Source organism: Parasphingorhabdus sp. SCSIO 66989, assembly GCF_032852305.1.
Taxonomy (GTDB): domain Bacteria; phylum Pseudomonadota; class Alphaproteobacteria; order Sphingomonadales; family Sphingomonadaceae; genus Alterisphingorhabdus; species Alterisphingorhabdus coralli.
The window spans coordinates 1,188,250-1,213,723 of sequence record NZ_CP136594.1 but is presented as its reverse complement, the minus strand read 5'-3'; the positions used below and the strand labels follow the sequence as shown (position 1 = coordinate 1,213,723).

Sequence of the window (25,474 nt, the reverse complement as noted above, 5' to 3'; positions counted from 1 at the left end):
TCGTTTCAATCGACGTGGATCATGCGCTAACCGGAGACCTGCCCGTCCAGTGTCTCCGGCGATTCATGTTCATGCGGCTGGTTGCGTGTGGCCAAAAGGCACCCCGCGACGATCAGCACGGTGCCGATAATTACCGTTTCGCTAAGCGGCTCGTTGAAGAACAGCCAGCCAAAAAGCGCGGCCCACAGGAACATGCTATATTCAATGGGCACCAGCGCCTGTGTCTCGGCGCGGGCATAGGCCCAGCTGAGCAGCAGCACCGAGACGATCGACAATAATGCGCCCAGCCCAATCAGCGGCATCACGCTTTGCACCGGAAAAACCGCAAACCATGGCGCAAACAGTGCGAGCCAGAAGGTAACGATGCCATTCTGGAAAAGCGCGATCTCTTCTGGCCGCGCAATCTGCGCCTGTTGACGCTGTAAGATCAGGTTCCAGGCATAAAGACACGCGGAAACAAGGATTGCGGCGATGCCCAATTGCGCCTCGCTGGAGAAATCCTCACCCAGCTTGCCGATAACAATCACCACCACGCCAGCCAGCCCCAGCAGCGAGGCAATAATCGCATAACGGCTGATCTTCTCACCGAGCAAAACCGCCGCCAGATAGAGCGCGATCAGCGGCGCGATAAAGCTGATCGCAATCGCCTCAGCCATCGGCGTACGTGCCAGCCCCCAGAAAAAGGTGAAAGCCATAACCGCCGTCACACTGGCGCGGATGATATGAAGCCGCAATGCCTCACCATGCGGCATACGCCCGGGTCGCAACAGGAAAAGCAGCAGCGCCATCAAAGCGCCAATCATGCAGCGCCAGAGCAGCGCATTATAGGTGCCGATATCGAGCGACAGCGCCTTCATCACCGCATCCATCGCGCCAAAGGTCATGATCCCGCCCGCACAGGCGAGGAAAGGGAGGAGACGATTGGATGCGAGGGAATTCATACTGCTTCCGGTAATACTGTCAGGATAAAAAGCAGCAACGGAAAATATTGCACGCGGAGGCGCGGAGACGCAAAGAGGAATAACTCTGCGTCTCCGCGCCTCCGCGTGAACCTATTCTTGGCTATAGCCTTCAAAATAGGCATAAATATCATCGGCGTCGCGGCTATCCGCGTTGCGCCAGCTTTTGGCGTCTTTTGGGCTGTTGAGCAACATGCCATTGGGCGAGACAATCAGAACATTGGGCGTGCCGCTAATGCCTGTGACCCCAAATCGCTCAGCCAAATCCAGATTGCGCCCCGCTCCTGCTTGTGGGCTGCCGATATCGACATAAACCAGTTCATATTTCTGCGCGATCATTGGCGCGAACCGCTTGCTGGAAAGATGGGTCGCAAGGCCACGACTGTCATGACACCAATTAGCGCCCATGACGATGATGGTATTGACCCTCCGTGCTCTGGCCCGAAATAGCGCGGCCTCCACATCTGCTAACGCATAACGCGTTTCATCATAGGGCCGCGAAGGATCGGTCGGCGCATCGTCGCTTTCAACCGCTACTAAATGGCTATTGTCGGAATGCTGCGCTGCAGACTCCGGTTGCGCCGGATTCGCCGACGCTATGCCAAGCGATGTGGCAAAAAACGCAGAGAGAAGTGCGGTCGCGATGACGAGGCTCTGGTTTGACATGCCGCTTCTATGACTATCCGGCCTCGTTCACACAATAGCCGAGTCGACGATATAGGCGTTATGCCGCTTCCATTGCGTGGGTCTGCGGGCCCCAATCGGGGAACGGGTCATCGAGACTGACCCATTTCTCGGGATCATATTCGTCCGCATCAACAAGGCAGGCATCCAGCCGCTTGCGGATTTTCTCTTCGTCCATGCCAATGCCGATAAACACCAGTGACTGGCGGCGATCACCCCATGTCTCGTCCCAATGCCCGGCGACATGCTCTTCAAAGCTGCCATCATGCGGCCATTGGTTTTTGGGCACTGCGGCCCACCAGCGGCCAAGGCGCGAGGTTACCGTCTGGCTGCCTGCGACCGCCAGATCGCCAACCCACCAGGGGCGTGTGGCGAGCCAGAACAGGCCCTTGGCGCGGACGACATTGTCCATGCCGCCTTGGGTCAGAAAGAAATGGAACTTGCCCGGATCGAAAGGACGGCGGGCACGATAGACAAAGCTCTCAATGCCGAATTCCTCGCTCTCGGGCGCATGGTCGGCAAATCCATACAGCTCCTTGAACCAGAGCGGATGCTCCTGCGCTTTCTCCTCATCGAACAGACCGGTGTCGAGGATCAGCGAAAGATCAACATCACCATAATCAGTTGTGACGATCTTGGCGCCTGCATTGAGCGAGGCCACCAATTGCTTCACCACCTTGAGCTGTTCCGGCGACACCTCGCTGGCTTTATTGATGATGACAATATCGGCAAATTCGATCTGCTCAACCAGCAGACCGACCAGCGAACGCTCATCATCATCGCCGAGCGATTCCCCGCGATCAGCGAGGAAATCCTGGCTCGAATAATCCTTAAGCAGATTAACCGCATCCACCACTGTCACCATGGTATCGATACGCGAAACATCGCCGAGACAATCGCCATCCTCATCGCGAAAAGAGAAGGTCGCCGCCACCGGCAGCGGCTCGGAAATGCCGGTACTTTCGATCACCAGATAGTCAAACCGGCCTTCTTCGGCGAGGCCACGCACTTCCTGAAGCAGATCATCACGCAAAGTGCAGCAGATGCAACCATTGGTCATTTCGACCAGAGTTTCCTCAGAGCGCGACAGCGCCGCTTCACCGCCACGCACCAGCTCGGCATCGATATTCACTTCCGACATATCATTGACGATCACCGCGACCTTGCGGCCTTCGCGATTGGCGAGAATGCGGTTCAGCAAGGTCGTTTTCCCTGCTCCAAGAAAACCGGACAGAACGGTGACAGGAAGGCGGTTATCAGGCTGCATTGCGATGCACTCCTTGCATGGCGGATGAGAAAAGCACAAATGTAATGATGTCACATTCTATGGTGATTGCCTTGGCGAAGGTCAACCACCTTTATGGCGCGCATTTTCCTCTGCCATGGCCAGCATTGAGGCCGCATGGCGCGCCGCTACGGCGCGCTGATCATGGCCATAGCCGCCGCCCAGCGCACTGGCGACCGGCAGGCCACGCCGCCGCGCCTGATGCACCACAAAGCGATCCCGCGCCGCCAGCCCGTCGTCGGTCAGCGCCAGCCGTCCAAGCCGATCCTCCTTATGCGGATCGACGCCGGCTTGGTAGAAGATGAAATCGGGCCGAAAGCTCTCCATAATCGGCGGTAGTTCGCGCTCCAGCATAGTAAGATAATCGCTATCACCTATGCCATCGGCCAGGCCAATATCATGGCTGGAACGCGCCTTGCGCACGGGGAAGTTCTTCTCCGCATGCACCGACAGGGTGAACACATCCTCACGCCCCGCCAATAAAGACGCGGTGCCGTCACCCTGATGCACGTCGAGATCGATGATCAATATCCGCCGCGCATCGCCCTCGGCGATCAGCCGATTGCTCGCCACCGCCAGATCATTGAACACGCAATAACCCGCACCAGTATCATGCAGCGCATGATGGCTGCCCGCCGCACTATTGGCGGCATAGCCATGCTGCATCGCCAATTGTGCCGCCAGCCATGTGCCGCCATTGGTATGCTGCACCCGTGAGGAAATATGCGGCGTTACCGGGAAACCAATACGCCGTTCCTTCTCATGCGGAACCTCGGCGCGCAGCACCTCATCGACATAATCCGGGCTATGCACCGCGGCCAGCCAGTCACGCGGCATCGGCTGTGGCGCATGTTCGGTCACCGGCGCGCCGCTGCGGCGCAGCTCGTCCATCACCAGATAATATTTGTCGAACTTGAACGTCCCGCGCTCAGGCGCAGGAGCCATATAATCGGCATGGTGAACGACGTGGAGCACAAGCTTACCCCTGCCATGCAGGACGGATATCCGTGTGGCGGAAATCATCGCCTTTGAACAAGAGCGCAATGCCCAGATATTTTGCCAGAGCATAGGCGATGCAATCGCCGAAATTCAGAGCTGCCCGATGCCGCCCTTTGCCATAGGTCTCAAACGCCGCAAGCGCGAGCGCAACGCACTCTTCCGGCCAAGGGAATATCGTCGCATCCAGGTGCGCGATCATGGCACGCGCCTGCTCTGCCCCCGCCTCACCATAGCGCGCTGTAATCACCATATAATATTCCAGCAGATTGGGGGATGCGATAACCGCTTCCTCAGCTTGCAAAATACTGCCAAATTGCTCTGCTTCCGGCTCGCCCTGTTGAATAGCGATCAGGGCCGAGGTATCCACTGCGATCACTGTGGCAGACCATGGTCGTCATAGCCAAGGAAGGCATCGTCAGCGCGATCATCTAGCACCGGCAAAGCTGCGGTCTTTTGCTGAACAGCGCGAATAGCGGCCCAACGCTTGTCCCAGTCATCATCGACTCTATGCGCCTGACGCTGCAACTCGTTGCTTACTGCAAGCCGAATAGCCGCAGTAAAGCTAATACCGCGCACCCGCGCCAGACGCCGCACCAGAGTGTCGGTTTCCTTATCCTTGATACTCAATGCCATAACCCAGATCGCCCCAGCAACTTTCCTTTTTCTATATAGTATAGAAAAGGTGCCAGAACAAGGTTGTCTAAGACTTAGCCGGTCTTCGCCGCCTGTGCCTGCATAATCAGCTTGGGGATGTTCTGCGCCGCAAGTCCGCCATATTTGCGGAAGCGCTGCATGGTCGCGATCTTGTCGTGATCATCCGGGCCAATGCTGGCAATGGTGGCGCTGAAACCGTCTAGCCGGCTCTTGAGCAACCAGTCGCGCAGCTTGCCGTCACTGGTCCAGTTCATCTGGTTGACCAGATTGCCCATACAGGCGGCGGGATATTGATCCAGTGTATCAGGCAACGGCACCGGCATCGTCAGGCGGTTGCGCTCTTTGTCATCGTCATAATTGGCTTCGATAAAGGCACATAAGGCCGCGCTGAATGCTGGTTGCGGAATACGCGCGATTTGCAGCACGATTTTGCCCGGCTGGTACATCGGTTCCGGCTCGCGAAACTCGACCGCGGTGGCGGTGCAATCGACATAGAGCGTATCACCCGGCATGGCGCGCTTCTCGCCATTGGCAAAAGTGATGCCTGCCGCATCAATGCTCTCTACCCGACCTTCGCGGATAACATCGGTGATTTGCTGCAGAATCTCCACTTCGCCTTTGGAGATGGTAGCATAGTGGAACATCCCCGGCTCAACCTCTGGATCGATGCGGAGCATAAAGTCGGCATCTTCCAAACGGTGGAATAAATCGGTGACATTCTCCGCCTCGGCCAACGCCTGCATCAATGCCGCCTGGCCACCTATGGAATGCTCAAAAAACTCGATGCCCGGCTGCGTGCAGGCGCGGTTGAGCAGCCAGCTGTCGCGCGGAACGACCCAGCTAATACTATCCGGCGAGGCTCCGGCCTGTAACAGCCACACACCGACATCCATCGCCGTCTTACCCGCGCCCAAGATACAGAAGTGCGGCGGCACCGCATCCGGGTCTTTCCAAAGCTGCGGCAGATCATTGGGCGGCACACAGTGCACATCATCGGCGACGGCATATTTGCGTTTATGGGTGGAGGGCACCGAGGTGCCATAATAGGTCGCATCGACCAGCCTTTTGCGGACGGTAACCGTCTGTTCTTCGCCGGAAAGCAAATGGGTAAAGCGGTGCTCCTCCCCTTCCCCATCTGGCCAATGATATTCACTCATCGGGAAGTAACGCACGCGGCCAGAAGGCAGGAGCTGCTGGTGCATCACCTTGTGAAAATAGCCGCTGACCTCCGGCCCGCTCGCCAGCTCATAAAAGCCTTTATTGTGCCCCGCCTCATCAATCCGGCGACTGCCCAGCTCGAGCGAATTGACGCCATAAAAGGCAGAAGGCTGATGCAGCGCGACAAAGCCATAGGCATCATTCCAATGCCCGCCGGGCGCGCCATGACGGTCGACGATGATGACATCACAGTCCGGGTCTTGTTCTATCAGCGTATCAGCAAAAGCAAGGCCAACGGCACCGGCGCCGATGATCAGATAGTCGGTTTCGAGTTGGGTCATAGCGGCTGATTCCATATAGTTGTGGCTATGTCATAACCATTGCCATCTGGCTTGTCGAAGCCCGTTTGCAATTACTGGAACAGACCGGCAATATCGCGCTTGGCATGGAGGATACGCATGATCTTGACCTGCTCCATTTTTCTGTTTGCCCAATAGAGTATAAGGTAATTGTCTTTAGCGATACCGCGCAAATCAGGAGCGATATCGTCTCGCGCTCGCCCCATTTCGGGATAGTCTTGCAGTTTCAAAAGCACTGACAGGATACGATCAAGCTGGCGGTCTGCGGCATCGGGATCATCAACTGCGATGGAATACCAGATTTCGTCGAGATCATTTTCGGCGACCCGCGACCACATCAGGTCAAATGGCATCAGTTGCTATTGTCCTTGCGCAGTCTCGCACGACCGCGCTCTTTAATGTCTTCAACCCCTGGAAATGGCCGATAGCCGCTGGCATCAGCCTCAGCGACAAGCGCCCTGACCTTGGCAATCGCCTGCTTTTCGCGCTGCCTGTCACGCCATTCGCGCAACGCTTCGCGCAGCACTTCGCTGTTCGACGCATAATCGCCCGATGCGACGGCTTCCTTTACCGTGGCCAGCAATTCGTCAGTGAGCGCGATGGAGATTTTTTCCACTTTTCCCATGGTAGGAAAAAGTAGCAAAGCAAGCTTTGTTGGTCAATCTACCAGGCAGGCCGTCTCGTCTTCCTCTTCCACTGTCTCCGGCGCAAAGCCGCAGCGTAGGGCGAAGAGCAGGTCGTCCGAGCTCGGGCTATAGCCGTTTGACGGCGACAGCTCGAAGACGAAGCTGTTTTCCGGGATCAGATTATAGCATTTCTTGTCATCGCTGTTGAACTCATCGCATGGCCAGACCACCGTGCGCCCGGGTTCTGAGCCGGTTACGACCGAGAAGCTGTCATAATCCTGCAGAAATTCCGGCTCGATGACATCCTGCTCGCCACAGGCCTCGACCAGCGCGGCGCGGATGGCCGTCGTGACCGCCTGCTTATTGACCTTGCTGTCGTCAAAATCATTAACCGTATAGAAGGTGATTTTTGTGTTAAAGCGACATTGCGCGGCGGTGTTGTTGCTCTCAGCCTCGGACTCCGCTTGTTGTGCGGACAGAGCCGTTGGCGACTGGCAGAGCAGCAAGAACGCGGTTAGCGCGCAGAGTGAACGCATAAAAACCTCATAAAAACAATATGTATGGCCATCCGATGTAGCGCCGCAAAGCTGACCAGAAGATTACTGTTCCGTAAAAGCGGGCCGAAACAAGCCAATTAATCCAACGCTATAGCTTCTGCGGCACTGGTAATGGCAAGCATCGCACCATCAGTATTTTCCCAAAGCTCGCTGCTAAACTGGATATATTCCCAAGCCTCTTCTTGTGACCCAGCCGGCACAAATTCTTCTGACTTCGACTCGTCCTGCCTCATTTCCACTCCTGTTAAGAGTTTGGCGAGGAGCGAAGGAACATATGGATTAATATTAATCGCTCTTTTGAGCGCTTTAGCCGTAGGTTCTGCCATATGAAAATTCAGCAGCCACCTACTGTATGCGCTGTAGATACGATACTCGTCCCCATACTTTCTCAAAAGCTTCTCAAGACTCTCCCAGTCGCCCATCAAAGGATACCAAGTCATTAGTATGAAGCGTACGCCTTGATTGTCATTTGGGTTTAGTTTCAGAAGCAGTTTTGCCTCCGATATAGCAGCTTCTCGTTCATCCATTTCCCAAAGCGTAAGAGCCAAGAAATGCAATGCGCGCATAAATGGACGCGTATTAATATCTAACCAAAAGTCATGCTGCCGAGGGCGCTTTATTGCATCCTTCCACTGCAACCGTCCCCTACGTGTAGCTTCAAAAAGCAAAGCTAAGCGTTCCGCTGTGTTTCCGCTGGATAGGGCTAGAAGGTAATAAGCGTCGATGACCTTTGGGTTCAAGGTCAGGATATCGCGCGCTAGCTTGGCTCTTTTGAGATCGTCATTGGTTTCCCAAGCCTCATCAAGAACATCCCACAGCTCATCTTCAAGAGCAAAACGGTCATAATCGTCTTGGGTCAATCTCTTTCTTGACACTCCTCACTCCGCCGCTTCGACCTGTTTCTGCGGCTCGGCATGCGGGTCAAATGCCACGGCTTCGCCTGCCTCGATAGCGGCGGCTTTTTGTTCGACCAGTTTGACGATATGGTCGAGCATATCGCCATCCTCGACCGTATGGTCGGTGATGCCAGAGAGGTAGACCATATGCTTGCCCTTGCCGCCTCCGGTAAGACCGATGTCGGTCTCGCGCGCCTCGCCGGGCCCGTTGACGACACAGCCTAGGACCGAAAGCGACATGGGCGTGTTGATATGCTGCAACCGCTCTTCCAGAGTCTGTACCGTGCGGATCACATCGAAACCCTGGCGCGCACATGACGGGCAGGAGATGATTTTGACACCCCGGGTGCGGATGCCGAGCGATTTCAAGATTTCATAGCCGACGCGGACTTCATCTTCCGGCTCGGCCGAGAGCGAGACGCGGATGGTGTCGCCGATACCCGCCCAGAGCAGATTACCCATGCCAATAGCCGATTTCACCGAGCCACCGATCAGGCCACCCGCCTCGGTAATGCCGACATGCAGCGGGCAATCCACTGCATCGGCCAGCTGACTATAAGACGCCACAGCGAGGAACACATCCGATGCTTTCACCGCGACCTTATATTCATGGAAATCATGGTCTTGCAGCAGCTTGATATGATCAAGCGCGCTTTCGACCAGTGCTTCGGGGCAAGGCTCGCCATATTTTTCCAGCAGATGCTTTTCCAGAGACCCGGCGTTGACGCCGATGCGGATGGCACAACCATTGGCCTTGGCGGCATTGACCACCTCTTTAACCCGATCATCGCCACCAATATTGCCGGGATTGATACGCAGACACGCAGCGCCATTGTCAGCCGCTTCCAGAGCGCGCTTATAGTGGAAATGGATATCCGCCACCACCGGCACCCGCGCGGCGCGGGTGATCTGCTTCATCGCCGCGGTTGATTCCACATCGGGGCAGGAGACGCGGATAATATCGACGCCCGCCTCTTCGCAGCGACGGATCTGGTCGACCGTGGCTTTGACATCATCGGTCGGGGTGTTGGTCATGGTCTGCACCGAGACCGGCGCATCGCCACCCACGGCGACATCGCCGACCATGATCTGGCGGCATTGGCGGCGCTCAATATCGCGCCATGGACGCAATGAAGGATTTCCAGCAGACATTAAAGGCAACCTTTGTTCATTGTTACGCGTTTCCACCCATATAGCGGATCACAAACGGATATTCGAGACTAAAGCGGTCTGATTTACGATATTGAAGGAGACTATCATGGCGACAGTTTTGATCACAGGCGCCAATCGCGGCATCGGTCTGGAGCTGGCAAAGCAATATGCGGCAGCAGGGCATGAGGTTATCGCCACGGCGCGTAATGTGGATGCTGCGGATGAGCTGGCGGCGACGGGTGCGAAGCTGCTGCCGCTCAATGTTGCGGACGATGCCAGCCGCGATGCCTTTGTCGCAGCGATTGGCGATCAGCCGATTGATGTGTTTATCAACAATGCCGGTATCGGCGGCGCAGAGGGCGATGATCCCGAGGGCTGGCTGAACACGCTGATGGTCAACACCGTCGCCCCCTCCATGTTGGCGCAAGCGCTGAAAGCCAATGTCGCGTCCAGCGAGCAGAAAAAGCTGATCGCGATGAGCTCCACCCTGGGCAGCATTGCGATGAATGATAGCGGCGGGATGATGCGTTATCGTTCCTCCAAAGCCGCGCTCAATGCCGCGTGGCAGTCGCTCGCCATCGATATGCGCGATGATGGTATCACCGTTGCGACGCTCCACCCCGGCTGGGTGCAGACCGATATGGGCGGCCCCAATGCGAGCATTACGACGCCCGAAAGCGCGAGTGGTCTGATACAGGTGATTGATGCGCTGACATTCGATGAGACCGGCGCATTCAAGGACTACACCGGCAAGGCTCTGCCGTGGTAATTCAACATCGTAAGGGTGCCGTCATTGCGAGGAGCGCAGCGACGCGGCAATCCAGAGTCTCACGCGAAACGCTCTGGATTGCTTCGCTTCGCTCGCAATGACGAAGTTAATTTAACCTGATTCGACCTAATTTGTAGCGCTTATTGCCTGTACGCCAATCAATGCTAGACCTGTCTCCGACAAAAGGGAGTCGTGGTTATGCGCACATATCTGATCATTCTGCTCGCCTGTATCGGCTTGTGTTCTCCGGCACTGGCGCAAGAGGCGGAAAGCCCCGCTCCTGAGCAAGAGCAACTCTGGTCGCTGGTGATCCATGGTGGCGCGGGCACCATTGCGCGCGACAAGATTACGCCTGAAGAGGATGCCCGCATCCGCTCGGCTTTGGACAAGGCGCTCAGCGAAGGCTCAGCCGTGCTAGCTGACGGCGGCACCGCGATGCTGGCAGTGACCACCGCGATCACCGTTCTGGAAAATTCCCCCGAGTTCAACGCCGGCTATGGCGCTGTCTTTACCTGGGATGAGACCAACCGCCTCGACGCATCAATCATGAATGGCGCGGACCGCAATGCCGGGGCTGTGGCCGGGGTCAGCAGCACCAAAAACCCGATCTTGCTGGCGCGCGAAGTGATGCTGGAAAGCCCGCATGTCATGCTCGCAGGCGCAGGCGCGGACGAATTTTCGCGCGAACAGGGTCTGACTCAGGTGGACCCCAGCTATTTCGCGACACCGCGCCGCCTCGAACAGCTGCGCACATTCAAGGCGCGCAAAGCCGCCGGCACCCCGGTCAGCGCGCTGGATATCGACACCAAATTCGGCACGGTCGGCGCTGTAGCGATGGATATGGAGGGCAATATTGTCGCCGGAACCAGCACCGGCGGGATGACCGGCAAACGCTATGACCGCATCGGCGACAGCCCGATCATTGGCGCCGGCACCTATGCCGATAATCGCTCCTGCGGCGTCTCGGCGACGGGCGCGGGCGAATATTTTATCCGCGTCGGCGTAGCCCAGGCGATCTGCACCAAACTGCGCTTTGCCGCAGAATCCAATGTGCTGACCTTGCTCAACCAGGCGGTGGACAGCAAGCAGGAACCCGATGCCGAAGAACTAGCGGCGCTGCAACGCAATCCGCTCACGGCTGACGAGGTGCAGGGCATTGCCGACACGGTAATCGGCGATATGGGCTCGCTCGGCGGTTCTGGCGGTATCATATATGTCACGCCCTGGAGGCATATCGGCTACAGCTTTGACACGCCGGGAATGTATCGCGGCAAGGCCAGCAGCGATGGCATGAAGAGCGTCGCGATCTATGGCGATGAGGAATAATCGGCCTTCACAAAGCCCCACACCGCCCTACATAGCCTAAAGACACTCGATCCCGCCATGACGGAGCCAACCCGATGACGACTTTCCGCGAAGCCCTTCTTCTGCTTGCATCCACCACCGCCTTGGCAGCGTGCGGCGATGCCACCGGCGGCGAAACGGCTGCACCAACCAGCGCAACCGCGGCAACCACGGAAGAAGCGCAGCAAGACCCGGGCACACCGCTTGCCGTTGGCGCTGCTGCTCCCATGTTCACCACCGATGGCGCACTCGCAGGGGAGCCCTTTACGCTCAATCTCGAAGAAGAGCTGAAAAACGGCCCAGTCGTGCTCTACTTCTTCCCCGCTGCCTTCACATCCGGCTGCACCATGGAATCCAAGGAATTTGCTGACCGCAATGATGATTTCGAAGCCATGGGCGCCAAGGTCTTCGGCTTGTCAGGCGATGATGTCGAGACGCTGTCGCGCTTCTCCACCGAAGCCTGTCGCGATGAATTCGCCGTGGCGCAGGCAACGCCGGAAATCCTTTCCGGCTATGGCGTCGCGCTCGATCCGGCCAACCTCACCACCGCCAGCCGCACCAGCTATGTTATCGCCCAGGATGGTAATATCGCCATGGTGCACAGCGAGATGGACTATCGCGACCATGTACGCCTGACCTTTGAGGCGGTGGAGAAGCTGAAGGACGAGGGATAGCTCTCCGTCGCCCCGGCGCAGGCCGGGGTGTGGATTCACGATTGAAGTGCAACAGTTGTTTATGGAATGCTTCGGCGGGATTGAGATAGCCGAGGCATTTTCTTGGTATATTATTGTGTTTTCGGTTGATGGCGTCAATCTGGTCCTGCGAGATGTTGGCCAGTTTGGTTTTGCGCGGCAGGTCGCGTCTTAGTCGTCCGATGGCGTTTTCGATGCCCCCCTTTTGCCATGGTGAGCGGACATCGCAAAAGAAGGTTTGAGTGTCTTTTTGCAGGCGATAGTGTCGGGCAAACTCGGTGCCATTATCCATGGTGAGGGTATGGCGCAGCTGTGGCGGGAACTGGTCGAGCCAGTGATACAGATGATCGCTGACCTTATCGGCATGTTTGCTGGTGAGCTTGGTCATCAAGATGAGGCGCGAGGCGCGTTCATGCAAGATGAGTATGGCCTCGCCTGGTTTTGAGAAGTTCATCAGGTCTGCTTCCCAGTGCCCGGCCTGTTGTCGATCAGCAGCACTGGCAGGCCTGTCATGGATAGAGCGGCGATGCCTGATGAAGTGGGCTGGCGAGCCACCCTGCATGGCATAGCGTCCGCGGCGATATTTACCGCGCGGCAGCAGACGATGCCAATATTCTTTCTGGGCGCTGCGATAATAGATGAAGCGATATATTGACTCATGACTGATAACCTTGTGACCATGTTCCAGCGCCAGTCGGCCAGCGACTTGTTCAGGTGATTGTCCCATCGCAAGGTAATCATGGACGCGAGCTTGCAGGTCTGGCTGGCGCACCAGTTTGAAACGTCGATTGCCCAGCCATAGCCTGCGTTTAAGCGCAAGCTGTTGGCACGGGTGGCATCATAGCCACCAGACCATGACTTTGTTGGCTTGGCATTACGCCGCAACTCGCGGCTGATCGTCGCTGCACTGCGCCCAATCTCATGCGCTATCTGACGGATTGATCGACCACCTGCATGCAGGTGGTCGATCACACTACGCTCCTCTAAGCTGAGCTGGCTGTACCTTCTTCCCATCGCATCAACACCTCTAGCAGGTGTTGCACTTGTTCCGTGAGTCTAGGGGGTCCAGCCCGTCTGTCGACCATTTCGGAGATATGGGATAGATTCCGGCCTTCGCCGGAATGACGATCACTGGTAACAACTGCCCTTCGACAAGCTCAGCCCGAACGGTTATGCTGGCCGCATGACCCCGCCCCAAATCCCGCAACCCAATTTCTGGGACCGCCATGTGGTCCCGCGCCTGATCTGCTGTGCCTGTGGCCAGCCGCAGATTATGAAGCGGCGCAGCCAGATTGTGCCGCAGGCGCGGGGCAAGGTCCTGGAATTTGGCGCGGGCGGCGGCATAAACGCACAATTCTATAATCCCGAGCGGATTGAGCATATCACCGGTATCGATCCCTCGGCAGAATTGCTCGACCGCGCCCGCGACAATGTCGCGGCGGCACAACTCCCGATGGATCTTGTCGGCGGTGTGGCCGAAGCCCTGCCCTTTGAGAACGACAGTTTCGATACCGTGCTGATCACCTTCACCCTGTGCTCGGTGCAGGATCAGGCGCAGGCATTGAAAGAGGCGCGCCGCGTACTCAAGCCCGATGGGCAGTTGCTGTTCCTCGAACATGGTGCCGCCCCCGACCCCGGTGTGCATCTGTGGCAACGCCGAGTTGAGCCAATATGGAAACGCATCGCCGGTGGCTGTCACCTCACCCGCCCGATCGCCGATGCGGTACGCGCCCAAGGCTTCCATGTCGAAAACCCAACCGGCGAATATATGCCGAAAACTCCACGCATATTGGGCTGGGTGGAAAGCGGCGTGGCAATAGCGCGCGGCGCTTAGCCCTCTACCATGTACGTGGAAGCTTTGTTGGCGATATCCAAATCCAACTTTTCCGGGGCATTTATGTGTAACTATTGTAACCTTCGTCAATAGAACTGGACACTTCCCTACAGACGCGCAATGACATTTGCATGAGTTGGGAAAAAGAACTGGAAGAGCTGCGTTTTCGTCAGGATGCAGCGGAGAAAATGGGCGGCGCGGATAAGGTGAAGCGCCAGCATGATCGCGGCAAAATGGATGCGCGGGCGCGGCTGGCGGCTTTGGTCGATGCCGACAGCTTTCGCGAGATTGGCAAGATTGCCGGGCGCGGGGAATATGATGACAAGGGGCAGTTGGTCGATGCCTCGCCTTCCAATTTCATCTTCGGCCGCGCCGATATTGAGGGCCGCCCGGTTGTTGCCAGCGCCGATGATTTTACCGTGCGCGGCGGTGCCGCCGATGCGGCGCTGCATCGCAAATTCGTTCAGTGCGAGGCGATGGCGCATGAGATGCGGCTGCCGCTGATCCGGATGATTGACGGCACTGGCGGCGGCGGATCGGTCAAGATGCTTGAGGATATGGGCTATACCTATGTGCCCTATGTCCCTGGCTGGGATGATGTCATCCGCAATCTGGAGACCGTGCCGGTGGTGGCGCTGGCTTTGGGGCCGACGGCAGGTCTAGGCGCAGCGCGAACGGTGGCCAGCCATTATTCGGTGATGGTCAAGGGGCTGTCACAGCTCTTCGCCGCTGGCCCGGCAGTCGCCGCCGCGATTGGCGAAACGGTCAACAAGGAAGAACTGGGCGGATCGGATATCCATACCCGCAATGGCGTGGTCGATGAGGAAGTCGCCAGCGAGGCCGAGGCCTTTGCTGTGGCGCGGCGGTTCCTTTCCTATCTGCCCTCCTCCATCGACAGTCTGGCCGCACGCGTGGACAACAGCGACCCGACCGACCGACGCGACGAGGCGCTGCTCTCCGCCGTGCCGCGCGAGGGCGATCAGGTCTATTCCATGCGCCGGATTATCGAAAGCGTGTGCGATAGCGGCAGCGTGTTCGAGATGGGTAAACGCTGGGGCCGTGCGGTGATTACCGCCTTTGCCCGGTTGGATGGCTGGCCTGTGGCGGTGCTCGCCAGTGACCCGAGCTATCTCGGTGGCTCATGGGAAGCAAAGACTTCCGAAAAGGCCGAGCGCTTCGTCAAACTCGCTGACCAATTCCGCCTGCCGATTGTGCATCTGGTCGATAATCCCGGCTTTATGATTGGCAGCGAGGCCGAGAAAGCCGGCACCATCCGCTATGGCGTCAACGCGATGAACGCGGTCTATCGCGCCAAGGTGCCGCTCGCCTGTGTCATTATCCGCCGTGCCTATGGCATTGCCGGCAGCGCGATGAGCAATGCGGAGAGCTTCCAGTACCGCTTTGCCTGGCCTTCGGGCGATTGGGGCTCGCTGCCGATTTCGGGCGGGCTGGAGGTTGCTTATAAGGCAGAGCTGGAATCCGCCGAAGACCCGGAGGCGCGATTACAGGAAATCAAAGCGCGGCTTGATGCCGTCACCTCCCCCTTCCGCACTGCCGAGAAATTCGCGGTCGAGGACATTATCGACCCACGCGATACCCGGCCGTTGTTGTGCGAATTTGCCGATCTGGCCTGGCGCAAATTGGGTGCCTGAGCCGGAACAAAGCCCGTCAGCTTGCGTTATTTGCGACATTGGGAACGCCCTGAAACCGGGCCAATAGCGAAAAGAAAAGGCAAAGCGTGAGCACAATGACAACCAGCAACACCAGCGAGCGCAAAAAGGCCATCGTCATCGGCTCGGGCATTGGCGGTATTGCCTGTGCAATGCGGCTGCAGAGCCTCGGTTTTGATACGACCGTTGTCGAGAAGCTGGATGCTCCTGGCGGTCGCGCCTATGTCCGAAAGGCGGATGGCTTTACCTTCGATATGGGACCAACGGTGCTGACCGTGCCACATTTTATTGAAGAGCTGTTTTCGCTCGAGCGCGATTGCGCCATGCTGGGCCAGCCCGACTTTCCGGACGAGATTTTGGGCGACAATCAACGCATCACCAGCGGTGTGAGCGGCGGGCCGAATACCAGCAAATATGTCGAGATCATCCCGATCCTGCCCTTTTACCGCGTCTATTTCGATGACGGCACCTATTTCGACTATGATGCCGACCCGGAGAATATCCGCACCCAGATTCAGAAACTCGCACCAGAGGATCTGGAGGGTTATGAGCAGTTCCACAAGGCGGCGCGGGCTATATTCGATCGCGGCTTTTTGGAACTGGGCTATACCTATTTCGGCAATATCGGCGCGATGCTGAAGGTCGTACCCGATCTGCTCCGGCTGGATGCCGTGCGACCGCTTTTCGGGCTGGTGAAAAAATATTTCAAATCCGACAAGATGCGTCAGGTGTTCAGCTTCGAGCCGCTGCTGGTCGGCGGCAACCCGCTCAAAGTCCCCGCCATCTATGCGATGATCCATTTTGTCGAGCGCACCTGGGGTGTGCATTTCGCCATGGGCGGCACCGGCGCACTGGTCAACGGACTGATCCGCAAGTTCGAGGAGATGGGCGGCACGCTGCGGCTCAATGCCGAGGTCGAGCGCATTGATGTTGAGAAGATCAATGGCAAGCGCACCGCCACCGGTGTGACGCTGAAATCGGGCGATACCCTCAATGCCGATCTGGTGGTCTCGAATGGCGATTATGCCAGCACCTATCTCAATCTCGTCGACAAAAAGCACCGCAAGATCAACCGCGATGCGCTGGTCAAATTCCGCAAGCAGAGCATGTCGATCATGGTCATCTATTTCGGCTACAAGAAAGCCGATGGCGACCCGGATTTGCGGCACCATAATATCATTTTGGGGCCACGCTATGAGGAATTGCTGACCGATATTTTCGACCGCAAAATCCTCGGCCCCGATTTCTCGCAATATCTGCATATCCCGACATTGACCGACCCCAGCCTCGCGCCCGAAGGCCATCATGCCGCCTATACGCTGGTGCCGGTGCCGAATAATCAGAGCGACCTCGACTGGGATGCAATTGGCGAGGAATTCTGCGAGACGGTGCTGCGCTTCCTTGATGAACGCGGCCATATCCCCAATTTGCGCGAGCGGCTGGTCTATAAGAGCTTCGTCACGCCCAATTATTTCCAGCAGACTTTGAACTCGCATATGGGCAACGGCTTTGGCGTCGAGCCGGTGCTGACTCAGACGGCATTCTTCCGCCCGCACAACCGCAGCGAAGACATCACCAACCTCTATCTGGTCGGTCAGGGCACCCAGCCCGGCGGTGGCACCCCTTCGGTGATGATGTCGGCAAAAATGACGGCGCGCGAAGTGGCGAAGGATTTTGATGTGCCGGATGCCATTGTCAATGGCAGCCCGAAAATGGCGGAGGAAGCAGCGCCTGCTATTGCGGCGGAGTAGATACTGATCCTAAGCCTCCTTTACAGGGTCAGAAGTACTTCAGCATTATGCCGTTCGTGTCGAGCCCTTCGACTGCCTGCAAGGCAGGCGCTCAGGGCAAACTTCGTTGCCACGCAACGAAGTCGAGACACCGCTCTCCACTTGCACCGGCCTCTCGACTTCGCTCGAGGCGAACGGCCTAAATGCGTAAGTTGAAGCAAAAACGCCCTACCCTTCGCGCTCATATTTGTTCGCGCGCCTTTTGCCGAAGCGCATACCGCTTTCCAGCTTTTGTCTGAGCTGGGTATAGTAATTCTCCAAAAAAGCGCGCTCATCACCTGAACCCGGTTCCCAGCCCAGCTTGTTGCAGATCGCAACATAGACGGTGCGCTCGCTCTCTTCCGAACGATCACGCAATACCCGTTCCAGCGTCTGCAATTCATATTCGCCATAGATGGCCAGCTCGGCATCACTGAAGCGATAATCCGCGCCATGGCGAGCGGCGGAGGCCATGCTGTCCTGCGGCGCGACGACCTCGGTGAGTTGTTGCTTGGGCGCGTGCACCACCCAAGTTCCCGCGATCAAATCACCGCAACGCATCCGGTCCTTGTTGAACAGCAGGAAAAAAGCAAAGATCAAAACCCAGATGACGCCAGCCCATAATGTGAGTGTGCTGCTATTACCCTGCACCATCAAAAGCACGATAAACTGTATCGGCAAAAACAGTTCGACTTCACGCAGCAAATTGCGCGCCACCACCGCCTCCGGCGCAAGCCTACCCCCATCACGCGAGGCAACCCGGATACCCAATATACGCTTGCCCCAAGTGGCACCTTGCGGGCTCAGTTCAAAATAGAGAAAATAGCCGTTGCGCACCAGAAACACGAAGATGATTGAGACGACAAACAGGAAGCTGACAATTCCGTTAAGCGCCTCTGCCTTGCCCTCAAACATCAGCGCCGAGTTTAGCCCCAACAAGGAGAACAGAAGAGTAAGAACCAGGAAATAGGCGATATATATCAGATTGATAAAAACCATATCCAGCATCAGAGCGCCAAAGCGCGTGCTGGCGCTGGCGACCGAGATATTCAGGCCGACCCCCTCTGGGGTGACCAGCATGCGATCAAATTTGCGCAATCCAGACTGACGCAAAGCGGGGGCAGCTTTACCGGCCATCATCATTCCCCAGTTCGTGACCCTGTTCGGCCTGCACCATCAAAGCCTCTTTGCGACGTCCGGCAAAGGCGAAATAGCCCGCCCATAGCGCCAGCAACGTATAGCCAATGGCATAGCGGATAGGGGTCTGGGTGATCAGCTGCCGGGCATAGCCTTCCAGCAGGCCCGCCAGCACAAGCATCAGAACAACACCGGTCATCACAATGGCACTGGTAAGGCCCGCTGATCGCAGCGCCGCCATATGCGACTGCTTACCCGGAAACGCGATTGACCGGCCAATATGCAGGCCCGCTGCGCCCGCCAAAGCAATGGCCAATATCTCGGTAGTGCCGTGAATGGACAGCCAACCAACAAACTCCGCGCCCAGCCCGGCATCGACAAAAACCCACAACATAGCGCCCAGCAGAGCAAGATTGTGCACAACCAGCAATATCGAAGGGATGCCGAGCGCAAAGCCCAGCGCAAAGGCCAAGATCGCGACTTGCGCATTATTGCTGAACAGAAAAGCAGCGAAAACCGAGAGGCCATCGTCACCACTGCCCCCGCCCAGCGACTGCTTGAGAAGTTCCGGATCAGCGCCGGGTACACGACCGCTGGCCATCTGAGCATCAACCAGCGAGTAATACCAGTCCGTATTCTGATCGACCAGAATATAGCCAACCACACCGCCTGCGATCATCACCAATATGATGATCAGAAGGTCCAGCCAAATCGCCCGAACTGCCCGGCTCCAGCCGCCGCCAAAAAAGCCGACAAACCATGCAGCAAATCCGGTGCGGGGACCATAGACCTGATAATAAGCGCGCGATGTAAGGGCTTCGAGATACCCAATCAAACCGGCGTCGAGTGAGCTCTCGCGCGCGATGGACAGCGCCGACACAGTCTTGCGATACAATGTGGGAAGCGCCAGTGAATCCTCATCGCTGATGCGCGAACGCCTGCCCTTTTCCAGCATAGTGATAATGCTGTCCAGCCGAGACCAATCGCCTTCGCGCTCCAGACGAAAGCGGTCAGAGCGCAAAACCGCCATATCATCCAGCGCCGCCTGCGCTTCTGCGACCATATGGGATGCCGTCTGTTGCTCTGCCATTATAGCGTCCCCCGCTTCTTGATCCTGAGATAGGCATTGAGCAGCTGCGTGCCGATATCCTGATGCGGTGCTTCGATTACGCTGACACCCATATGCTGCAGGCGGCTGATTACCAATTGCTTCTCGGTGATGAGCGCATCCGCAGTGACGCTTTCGGCGACGCCATCAATATGCCGCGGGGCCTGTTCGGCAATGTCTTCCAGTACCGCATCTTTCATAACAACGAACAGCACCAGATGCCGATCAACCAACCGCCCGACGGACTCCAGCATCAGCTCCGCGCTGGTGGTGTCGGCAAAGTCTGTCAGCACTACGATCAACGAACGGCGTTTCAATCGCGCCGCCAGCGTCGCCATGGCAAGGGTGAAGTTGGTTTCCTGGTGGCGATAATCAATCGCTCCGGCCTCGCTTTGAAAGCGATGAAATTCGCGGGTTCCTGTGACAAAGGGCGAGAATATCTCCGGCTGCGCGGCAAACGCCATAATGGAGGCCCTGTCACCCGATTTCAGCGCAGCAAATCCGGTAAGCAGCGCCGCCTGCACCGCCCGATCAACCCGTGGCAGGTTGTCAATCGGCTCGCACATCGCCTTGCCGCAATCGACGGCAAAGACGATCTGGTTATTGCGCTCAGTATCATATTCCTTGGCCAGGAGCTTGGTGTGGCGGGCTGACCCTTTCCAGTCGATGCTGCGTCGGTCCATCCCAGGCTGGTAATCGGCTAAGGCATCAAATTCGGTGCCTTCACCGCGAAATTTACGCGCGACAATGCCGTATAGCGCATCGCGCAGGAATAGCTGCACCGTAGGGCTGCGAATGGGCGAAACATCGGGCAGTATGCGTACTTCATGGTCGCAAGTCCGTTCTTGCTGCCGCCAGACCAGGCCCAGCGGACCAGACCAGCGCACGCCGCAACGCTCAATCATAGCCGGACCGCGGCGATGGGGGGTGAAGACGATTTCTGCCGACCAGATATCCCGTTTGTCCTGCGGGTCATCGCGCTCAAAGATCGCCTGTTCGTCACGGCGAAGCTTGAACAGGCTCCGCCCGCTATTGTCGAGACGGCTGTCCACCGCTGCATAGCCTTCCATGCTGCGTTGAAACAGTCTCGATTTCAGCATGACCTGCATCTGCGCTGCAAGTGGCTGGCCAACCTCTCCAAAGTGCGCAATTGAAAAGCGCACACTGTCCACTCTTGGTGCCATTAAGGCATCAAACAGCATCATCAGAATGATGAGCCCCGACCAGGCAATACCCAACGCCCAGGCAGCCGGTGCCACCGCCGCAATCACCAGCGCAATGGGCGCGCCGGCGGCAACAAGAAGCACGGCTCTCTGGGTAGGTGCTATCAACGCGGTGCCTCGGTTTGCTCGATCAGGCTGTCGACAATATCCTCAACCTGACGCCCCTCAATCTCTGCCGTTGGCGACAGCATGATGCGGTGACGCAGCACTGAACCCGCCAGCGCTTTGACATCATCGGGAATGGCATAGTCGCGGCCATGCAGCACCGCACGCGCACGTGCTGCATTAGCCAGCATCACCGCCGCACGCGGGCTGGCGCCGCTTTCCAGCGCGCTATTATCGCGCGTCGCACGCACCAGCCGGACGATATAGTCGACAATGTCATCGACCAGCTTGACTTGCCGCACCACATCCAGCGCCTCGGCCAGCTTGGGTTTATCTACCACACCCTTGACCTCCAGATCACCGGGGCGCTGCACCCGCGGCCGCTGGCCATAGGTGGCAACGATATTACGCTCTTCCTCATGGCTCGGATAATCGACGATTACCTTGAACAGAAAACGGTCAAGCTGCGCCTCGGGCAGCGGATAGACGCCCTGTTGCTCAATCGGGTTCTGCGTTGCCACCACCATGAATTGATCAAGCAGCATATGACGCTCGCCGTCAATCGTCACGGCGCGCTCCTGCATTGCTTCCAGCAGCGCCGCCTGTGTCTTGGGCGGGGTGCGGTTGATCTCGTCCGCCAGCAACAGCTCGCAGAAAATAGGTCCGCGCGTCAGTGTGAACTGGCTGGTCTGGAAATTGAACAGGTTGGAGCCAAGAATATCGCCCGGCATCAGGTCCGGGGTGAACTGGATACGGCCATAGTCGAGCGATAGTGTTGCAGCAAAGCATTGCGCCAGAAACGTCTTCGCCGTCCCAGGAGGCCCTTCGAGCAGGATATGCCCGCCGGAAAACAGTGCGATCAGCAGGTGGTCGACCACCTCTTCCTGCCCGACCACCGCCTTGGCGATCTCGGCGCGGATCTGCTCCGCCAGTGACTGTACCGAGGCTATATCGGTCATAAATAGTCCTTCTTCCATTCATGCAGCGCCGCGGATGCAGCGGCAATATCTTCAGGTTTCTGCGCCGCGAGCAACTTGGCCCGCCGCGCGGTAAAGGGCATCACGTCATCCGGCGTCTGTGCATCAAGCCGCACGTCAATCGCCTCTTCGTCTAGGCTTGGCGGCAGGTTCAGCCGCCGCATCGCTATCCGCCGGATCAACCGGGCATAGGGCTCACGCAACAAATGCTCGCGCCGCAATAGCCGCATTGTCGCAGCGCTGTTATGCACCAGCGTTTCTTTGCCGAAATCGATAACCCGCGCTGCCATGATCGGCGGAGCAAAACGGGTAAAGGCGACCCAGCCGACCATGACCGCAGCAACCAGGAAACAAATCGTCGCCGCCAGGAATGGCGGGCGAAAGGCAAGCGTCAGCAGATTGTCCGACTTGCCCAGGCCATTGGCGGTAAGGTCGAAGATAATCGGATAATCACCACCGTCATCAATCGCATCAATGATAGTGAGCGCGTGCAGTGCAGTCTGCTTGTCGGCCAAACCCTTATTATTGAACAAATCGGGATCTGCGACAAGGATCACAGGATGGATGGAATCACTAAAGTCCTGATTATCCGCGTCTTCGATAATCTGCTCGTTCTCGTCCAGTGGCAGGCGCTCGAGCCATGGATAATAATCATCATCAAGATAGCCGATAGCGGTCCGGCCACTCGTTTCATCTCTCACCATGGGGTAAAGCCCGTCAGGCCCCATGGTTATCAGCTGATCCGGAGTTTTCGGCGCTGTGCCAAACCCTGTCTGCAAAGCCGATGTAGCACCTTCGTTATCGCCAAGCTCGGTACCAAAATTCGATCCCGCCAGCTCAAATTCAACCGGCATCGGATTTAGCAGGCGTACCCAATTGTCACCCAAGCTCTGAGCAGGCACCGCCACCCATTTGGGGAGGATAACTAGTGTCGGGCCGTAATAACGATGAGCATCGATCAGCGCGTTAATGTCTTCCCAATTGCTGCCAAAATCGGGGGTAATGATCAGTATGCCGGGGTTGCTGGCGCTGCCCGGAGTACGTGACAGTTCAACTGATTTTCCCGTTCCGCGCAGCACATCGCTCAATGCCTTATAGCCAACCAGGCTTTTGGATGCTGCATGCGAGCGGCCGTTGGTCTGATTAATCAATCCCTCGCCACTACCCATGCCATAGAGCATTGCGAGAAAGGCAAGAAACCCAACCAGAATAAGCACCAACACGCCGACACGCGAGAACGGCGCCGCATTGCCATCGGGTTTGGCCGGAGCGGCAGAGGCTGACGATGTCAGGGATGTAGCCATTAACGCCCTCCCCAACCGCGCCGAGATTGTTTATCATCCCGGATCGCAAAACCATCATAAGCGCTGCGTGCTTCCTGCCAGGCGCCCTCTGTCAAGGGTTGCCCGGCAAAGATTCCACGTTCTACATGCCCTGCAATCATGGTGAAGACCTGCCGCGCATGATCGGACAAGATAGTGAACCGACCAATTTCGCGCGCTGTGTTGGAAGGGACCACAGCCCGCGGCTCAGCCTTTTGAATGTCCTCAATAGAGCGCCAAAGAATAAGCCTGATAGCTTCGGCAAAGCGGCCATCAGAAGCCAGCATATCAGCCTCTTGTAGGAGGGCACGTGCTGCCCCCAGCTCTGGCTTCCAGCCAATTTCTTCCTCGGCCGCGCCATCGACCTTGCGTCTGCCAGCAACAGCTTCGCGGGCGATATAGGCAATCAACACCACAATGCCGAGGATCAGCAGTCCCAGCAGCACATAGCTCAGCACTGGCCATATACGGAGCAGGAACTCGCTTATGGGCGAGAAAACACTGCTCAACCACTCCTGCAGTTCAACCTGCCATTGGGGCGGCGGCTTGGGCGGTTCGGGGGGTTCTGGTGGCGGCGGAAGCTCAAATTGAATAGAGTCGTCAGCGCGCACCTTCTCCCAGGCTGTTATTGCCTTTTGATTGGAAACCCCTGACATTTCGCCATTCTCACTCACATGGCGTCTGTTGCAAAATCAGCCATAAGCGGCAAGCGCTTTGTCCTCGACTTTGGATAATCCCGGGCGAGTTTACGCAATGTTTCGTCTTGCTCCTGTCATGGCGAACGCATAGGCCTTCGATCCATGCACAAAACACTGTTGACGCTGGTCGCTCTCGCTCTGACATTCACCGCCCAACCGGCCTTTGCCTGGGGCTTTTACGCACATAAGAAGACGGCCGAAATCGCCGAGGCCAATCTCAGCGCATCATCTCGCGCCCAAATACGGCAATTGTTCAAAGCCGAAAAGTTGATCGGTACGCCTGATTGCCCGCTGGGCAATATGCGCGAGGCCAGTGTATGGGCCGATTGTGTGCGCCGCGACCGCTTGCGCTGGGGCTATACCGCCGCCTGGCATTATCAGAGCCACGATATCTGTCGTCCCTGGGACCCGGCCAATGCCTGCCGCAACGGTAATTGCGTCAGCGCCCAGGTGGAGCGCAATGCGGCCTTGTTAGCAGATAAATCGCTTCCTGCCCATGTCCGGCTCGAGGCATTGGCATGGTTGGTCCATTTTACCGGCGATATGCATATGCCGCTACACTCCGGCAGTCGCGCTGATCGTGGCGGCAATGATGTCCGTGCAGCCTATGGCATTGTCGGCGGAAGAATGAACCTGCATTGGCTATGGGATGGCCCGCTTGCCGAACGCGCTATAAGCGAAGAAGCCGATATCGCCCGCCGCTACAGCGACAACGAGCGTGCTGCTGCGGAACAAGGCTCTATAGCCGACTGGCAGAAGGAAGCCTTCGACCTGTCGCGCAGCTATGTCTATCCCGCTGCACAGGAACGCGAAGCCTGCTCCGAACCACTGGACCGCAATCAACGCGCGATTATCGACAATGAGGAAATCACTGATCTCGCACCCTTAGCCCGGGAACAGGTGCGCAAGGCCGGGTTGCGAATAGCGATATTGATTGACCGGGCATTGGCGGGGTGAGCGTGGTGCCAGTCACCCCTGCGCCATCGCCATCGCCAACCGCGCTGCGTCTTTCGACCGGCGATTCAAATGGTGACAGCAGTCACAACGGAAATACAGATAATGCCTGATATGCGCTTAAAGCCATCGACGTGCACGATGTTTTTTGCGATGCCTAGAACGGTAAAAAAAATAGGTCAGCAGCAGCGCCCATCCCTGCTATTTTAACGGCCATCCCGCGCCATATCCAAAACGCTTTTGAAGAAACATTGGTGCTCATTGAGAAACATGTGAAGAATCACTTCTTCTCCCGCTTTGGCGGACGCCCGCGTTTTGCTCTGACTGGCGGCGCAAGCTTAACACCGCGTCGCGCCAGAGCATCGCGAAGCAAGACCTCAATCTGCGCATTCACGCTGCGCAGCTCACTGGCGGCCAGCCGTTCAATCGCATCATGCAACGCCGGATCGACGCGTAGAGCGAATGCCTTTTTAGCTGCTGGCTTGGAATTGTCGGGCATTAGAGCCTCCCGGCCGGAGCGACCGCCCCGACCGTATTAGCTGA

Annotated in this window: 26 protein-coding genes and 1 pseudogene; 7 read left to right on the top strand and 20 right to left on the bottom strand. The window is 57.3% G+C overall.

Going from position 1 to position 25,474, the window contains the following annotated elements:
* Positions 1-26 precede the first annotated feature (26 nt).
* The 12 genes from RB602_RS05640 to ispG form a co-directional block, all read right to left on the bottom strand.
* Complete coding sequence (locus RB602_RS05640; protein ID WP_317083724.1) at positions 27-941, bottom strand: DMT family transporter; 915 nt, start codon at positions 939-941, stop codon at positions 27-29.
* A gap of 111 nt (positions 942-1,052) precedes the next feature.
* Positions 1,053-1,625, bottom strand: coding sequence for a thioredoxin family protein (locus tag RB602_RS05635; RefSeq protein WP_317083722.1), 573 nt, complete (start codon positions 1,623-1,625; stop codon positions 1,053-1,055).
* Between the two features lie 58 nt (positions 1,626-1,683).
* On the bottom strand, positions 1,684-2,910 hold the full coding sequence (locus RB602_RS05630; RefSeq protein ID WP_317083720.1) for a GTP-binding protein: 1,227 nt from the start codon (positions 2,908-2,910) through the stop codon (positions 1,684-1,686).
* 81 nt (positions 2,911-2,991) lie between these two features.
* On the bottom strand, positions 2,992-3,903 hold the full coding sequence (locus tag RB602_RS05625) for a histone deacetylase family protein (protein WP_317083718.1): 912 nt from the start codon (positions 3,901-3,903) through the stop codon (positions 2,992-2,994).
* A 4-nt stretch (positions 3,904-3,907) separates the two neighbouring features.
* The gene (locus RB602_RS05620) at positions 3,908-4,303 is read right to left on the bottom strand and encodes a type II toxin-antitoxin system VapC family toxin (RefSeq protein ID WP_317083717.1); all 396 of its coding nucleotides are present in this window, start codon (positions 4,301-4,303) and stop codon (positions 3,908-3,910) included.
* Positions 4,300-4,560, bottom strand: a complete 261-nt coding sequence (locus RB602_RS05615) for a type II toxin-antitoxin system VapB family antitoxin (protein WP_317083715.1) — start codon at positions 4,558-4,560, stop codon at positions 4,300-4,302. Before RB602_RS05615 ends, RB602_RS05620 begins: the two co-directional genes overlap by 4 nt.
* 74 nt (positions 4,561-4,634) lie before the next feature.
* The gene (locus RB602_RS05610; RefSeq protein WP_317083713.1) at positions 4,635-6,080 is read right to left on the bottom strand and encodes an NAD(P)-binding protein; all 1,446 of its coding nucleotides are present in this window, start codon (positions 6,078-6,080) and stop codon (positions 4,635-4,637) included.
* A gap of 71 nt (positions 6,081-6,151) precedes the next feature.
* Positions 6,152-6,451 carry a type II toxin-antitoxin system RelE/ParE family toxin gene (locus RB602_RS05605; RefSeq protein ID WP_317083711.1) on the bottom strand — a complete coding sequence of 100 codons (300 nt, stop codon included), beginning with the start codon at positions 6,449-6,451 and terminating at the stop codon, positions 6,152-6,154.
* Entirely contained in the window at positions 6,451-6,723 is a 273-nt protein-coding gene (locus RB602_RS05600; protein WP_317084438.1) for a ribbon-helix-helix domain-containing protein, read from the bottom strand. The genes RB602_RS05605 and RB602_RS05600 overlap by 1 nt, the downstream gene beginning before the upstream one ends.
* Positions 6,724-6,756: 33 nt before the next feature.
* Entirely contained in the window at positions 6,757-7,260 is a 504-nt protein-coding gene (locus RB602_RS05595) for a hypothetical protein (RefSeq protein WP_317083710.1), read from the bottom strand.
* Between the two features lie 98 nt (positions 7,261-7,358).
* Positions 7,359-8,141, bottom strand: coding sequence for a hypothetical protein (locus RB602_RS05590; RefSeq protein WP_317083709.1), 783 nt, complete (start codon positions 8,139-8,141; stop codon positions 7,359-7,361).
* A gap of 18 nt (positions 8,142-8,159) precedes the next feature.
* The gene (gene ispG / locus RB602_RS05585; RefSeq protein WP_317083708.1) at positions 8,160-9,329 is read right to left on the bottom strand and encodes a flavodoxin-dependent (E)-4-hydroxy-3-methylbut-2-enyl-diphosphate synthase; all 1,170 of its coding nucleotides are present in this window, start codon (positions 9,327-9,329) and stop codon (positions 8,160-8,162) included.
* A gap of 106 nt (positions 9,330-9,435) precedes the next feature.
* Between ispG and RB602_RS05580 the strand changes: the two genes are divergently transcribed.
* From RB602_RS05580 to RB602_RS05570, 3 genes are all read left to right on the top strand, one after another.
* Entirely contained in the window at positions 9,436-10,098 is a 663-nt protein-coding gene (locus RB602_RS05580) for an SDR family oxidoreductase (RefSeq protein WP_317083706.1), read from the top strand.
* Positions 10,099-10,296: 198 nt separating this feature from the next.
* Positions 10,297-11,424, top strand: a complete 1,128-nt coding sequence (locus RB602_RS05575) for an isoaspartyl peptidase/L-asparaginase family protein (protein ID WP_317083704.1) — start codon at positions 10,297-10,299, stop codon at positions 11,422-11,424.
* A gap of 74 nt (positions 11,425-11,498) precedes the next feature.
* Positions 11,499-12,116, top strand: a complete 618-nt coding sequence (locus tag RB602_RS05570; RefSeq protein WP_317083702.1) for a peroxiredoxin — start codon at positions 11,499-11,501, stop codon at positions 12,114-12,116.
* Between the two features lie 52 nt (positions 12,117-12,168).
* Here RB602_RS05570 and RB602_RS15385 read toward each other — a convergent pair.
* Positions 12,169-13,148 (bottom strand): annotated as a pseudogene (locus RB602_RS15385) (IS30 family transposase); the annotation flags it as partial.
* A 169-nt stretch (positions 13,149-13,317) separates the two neighbouring features.
* Here RB602_RS15385 and RB602_RS05555 point away from each other — a divergent pair.
* From RB602_RS05555 to crtI, 3 genes are all read left to right on the top strand, one after another.
* Complete coding sequence (locus tag RB602_RS05555) at positions 13,318-13,968, top strand: class I SAM-dependent methyltransferase (RefSeq protein WP_317083697.1); 651 nt, start codon at positions 13,318-13,320, stop codon at positions 13,966-13,968.
* A 131-nt stretch (positions 13,969-14,099) separates the two neighbouring features.
* On the top strand, positions 14,100-15,620 hold the full coding sequence (locus tag RB602_RS05550; RefSeq protein ID WP_317083695.1) for an acyl-CoA carboxylase subunit beta: 1,521 nt from the start codon (positions 14,100-14,102) through the stop codon (positions 15,618-15,620).
* Between the two features lie 95 nt (positions 15,621-15,715).
* Complete coding sequence (gene crtI, locus RB602_RS05545) at positions 15,716-17,389, top strand: phytoene desaturase family protein (protein ID WP_317084436.1); 1,674 nt, start codon at positions 15,716-15,718, stop codon at positions 17,387-17,389.
* Between the two features lie 207 nt (positions 17,390-17,596).
* Here the strand turns inward: crtI and RB602_RS05540 are convergent, their stop codons facing one another.
* The 6 genes from RB602_RS05540 to RB602_RS05515 are packed head-to-tail and all read right to left on the bottom strand — an operon-like array spanning position 17,597 to position 23,953.
* Positions 17,597-18,550 carry an RDD family protein gene (locus RB602_RS05540; protein ID WP_317083693.1) on the bottom strand — a complete coding sequence of 318 codons (954 nt, stop codon included), beginning with the start codon at positions 18,548-18,550 and terminating at the stop codon, positions 17,597-17,599.
* Positions 18,534-19,634 (bottom strand): stage II sporulation protein M, encoded by a 1,101-nt coding sequence (locus RB602_RS05535; RefSeq protein ID WP_317083691.1) that lies wholly within the window; start codon positions 19,632-19,634, stop codon positions 18,534-18,536. Before RB602_RS05535 ends, RB602_RS05540 begins: the two co-directional genes overlap by 17 nt.
* Positions 19,634-20,959 carry a DUF58 domain-containing protein gene (locus RB602_RS05530; RefSeq protein WP_317083689.1) on the bottom strand — a complete coding sequence of 442 codons (1,326 nt, stop codon included), beginning with the start codon at positions 20,957-20,959 and terminating at the stop codon, positions 19,634-19,636. The genes RB602_RS05535 and RB602_RS05530 overlap by 1 nt, the downstream gene beginning before the upstream one ends.
* 20 nt (positions 20,960-20,979) lie before the next feature.
* A complete protein-coding gene (locus tag RB602_RS05525) occupies positions 20,980-21,939 on the bottom strand; it encodes an AAA family ATPase (protein WP_317083688.1) in 960 nt (319 codons plus the stop codon).
* A complete protein-coding gene (locus tag RB602_RS05520; RefSeq protein ID WP_317083686.1) occupies positions 21,936-23,261 on the bottom strand; it encodes a DUF4350 domain-containing protein in 1,326 nt (441 codons plus the stop codon). Before RB602_RS05520 ends, RB602_RS05525 begins: the two co-directional genes overlap by 4 nt.
* The gene (locus tag RB602_RS05515; protein WP_317083684.1) at positions 23,261-23,953 is read right to left on the bottom strand and encodes a hypothetical protein; all 693 of its coding nucleotides are present in this window, start codon (positions 23,951-23,953) and stop codon (positions 23,261-23,263) included. The genes RB602_RS05520 and RB602_RS05515 overlap by 1 nt, the downstream gene beginning before the upstream one ends.
* 126 nt (positions 23,954-24,079) lie before the next feature.
* On the opposite strand from RB602_RS05515, the gene RB602_RS05510 reads away from it, so the two are divergent.
* On the top strand, positions 24,080-24,934 hold the full coding sequence (locus tag RB602_RS05510) for a S1/P1 nuclease (protein WP_317083682.1): 855 nt from the start codon (positions 24,080-24,082) through the stop codon (positions 24,932-24,934).
* Positions 24,935-25,211: 277 nt separating this feature from the next.
* Here the strand turns inward: RB602_RS05510 and RB602_RS05505 are convergent, their stop codons facing one another.
* On the bottom strand, positions 25,212-25,430 hold the full coding sequence (locus RB602_RS05505; RefSeq protein WP_317083680.1) for a type II toxin-antitoxin system antitoxin: 219 nt from the start codon (positions 25,428-25,430) through the stop codon (positions 25,212-25,214).
* Positions 25,431-25,474: the final 44 nt, after the last annotated feature.

Bases quoted from the DNA above. Each gene is read 5' to 3' on its own strand.
- RB602_RS05640 (WP_317083724.1), bottom strand. From the start codon at position 941: ATGAATTCCCTCGCATCCAATCGTCTCCTCCCTTTCCTCGCCTGTGCG.
- RB602_RS05635 (WP_317083722.1), bottom strand. From the start codon at position 1,625: ATGTCAAACCAGAGCCTCGTCATCGCGACCGCACTTCTCTCTGCGTTT.
- RB602_RS05630 (WP_317083720.1), bottom strand. From the start codon at position 2,910: ATGCAGCCTGATAACCGCCTTCCTGTCACCGTTCTGTCCGGTTTTCTT.
- RB602_RS05615 (WP_317083715.1), bottom strand. From the start codon at position 4,560: ATGGCATTGAGTATCAAGGATAAGGAAACCGACACTCTGGTGCGGCGT.
- RB602_RS05610 (WP_317083713.1), bottom strand. From the start codon at position 6,080: ATGACCCAACTCGAAACCGACTATCTGATCATCGGCGCCGGTGCCGTT.
- RB602_RS05605 (WP_317083711.1), bottom strand. From the start codon at position 6,451: ATGCCATTTGACCTGATGTGGTCGCGGGTCGCCGAAAATGATCTCGAC.
- RB602_RS05600 (WP_317084438.1), bottom strand. From the start codon at position 6,723: ATGGGAAAAGTGGAAAAAATCTCCATCGCGCTCACTGACGAATTGCTG.
- RB602_RS05595 (WP_317083710.1), bottom strand. From the start codon at position 7,260: ATGCGTTCACTCTGCGCGCTAACCGCGTTCTTGCTGCTCTGCCAGTCG.
- ispG (WP_317083708.1), bottom strand. From the start codon at position 9,329: ATGTCTGCTGGAAATCCTTCATTGCGTCCATGGCGCGATATTGAGCGC.
- RB602_RS05580 (WP_317083706.1), top strand. From the start codon at position 9,436: ATGGCGACAGTTTTGATCACAGGCGCCAATCGCGGCATCGGTCTGGAG.
- RB602_RS05575 (WP_317083704.1), top strand. From the start codon at position 10,297: ATGCGCACATATCTGATCATTCTGCTCGCCTGTATCGGCTTGTGTTCT.
- RB602_RS05570 (WP_317083702.1), top strand. From the start codon at position 11,499: ATGACGACTTTCCGCGAAGCCCTTCTTCTGCTTGCATCCACCACCGCC.
- RB602_RS05555 (WP_317083697.1), top strand. From the start codon at position 13,318: ATGACCCCGCCCCAAATCCCGCAACCCAATTTCTGGGACCGCCATGTG.
- RB602_RS05550 (WP_317083695.1), top strand. From the start codon at position 14,100: ATGAGTTGGGAAAAAGAACTGGAAGAGCTGCGTTTTCGTCAGGATGCA.
- crtI (WP_317084436.1), top strand. From the start codon at position 15,716: ATGACAACCAGCAACACCAGCGAGCGCAAAAAGGCCATCGTCATCGGC.
- RB602_RS05540 (WP_317083693.1), bottom strand. From the start codon at position 18,550: ATGATGATGGCCGGTAAAGCTGCCCCCGCTTTGCGTCAGTCTGGATTG.
- RB602_RS05535 (WP_317083691.1), bottom strand. From the start codon at position 19,634: ATGGCAGAGCAACAGACGGCATCCCATATGGTCGCAGAAGCGCAGGCG.
- RB602_RS05525 (WP_317083688.1), bottom strand. From the start codon at position 21,939: ATGACCGATATAGCCTCGGTACAGTCACTGGCGGAGCAGATCCGCGCC.
- RB602_RS05520 (WP_317083686.1), bottom strand. From the start codon at position 23,261: ATGGCTACATCCCTGACATCGTCAGCCTCTGCCGCTCCGGCCAAACCC.
- RB602_RS05510 (WP_317083682.1), top strand. From the start codon at position 24,080: ATGCACAAAACACTGTTGACGCTGGTCGCTCTCGCTCTGACATTCACC.
- RB602_RS05505 (WP_317083680.1), bottom strand. From the start codon at position 25,430: ATGCCCGACAATTCCAAGCCAGCAGCTAAAAAGGCATTCGCTCTACGC.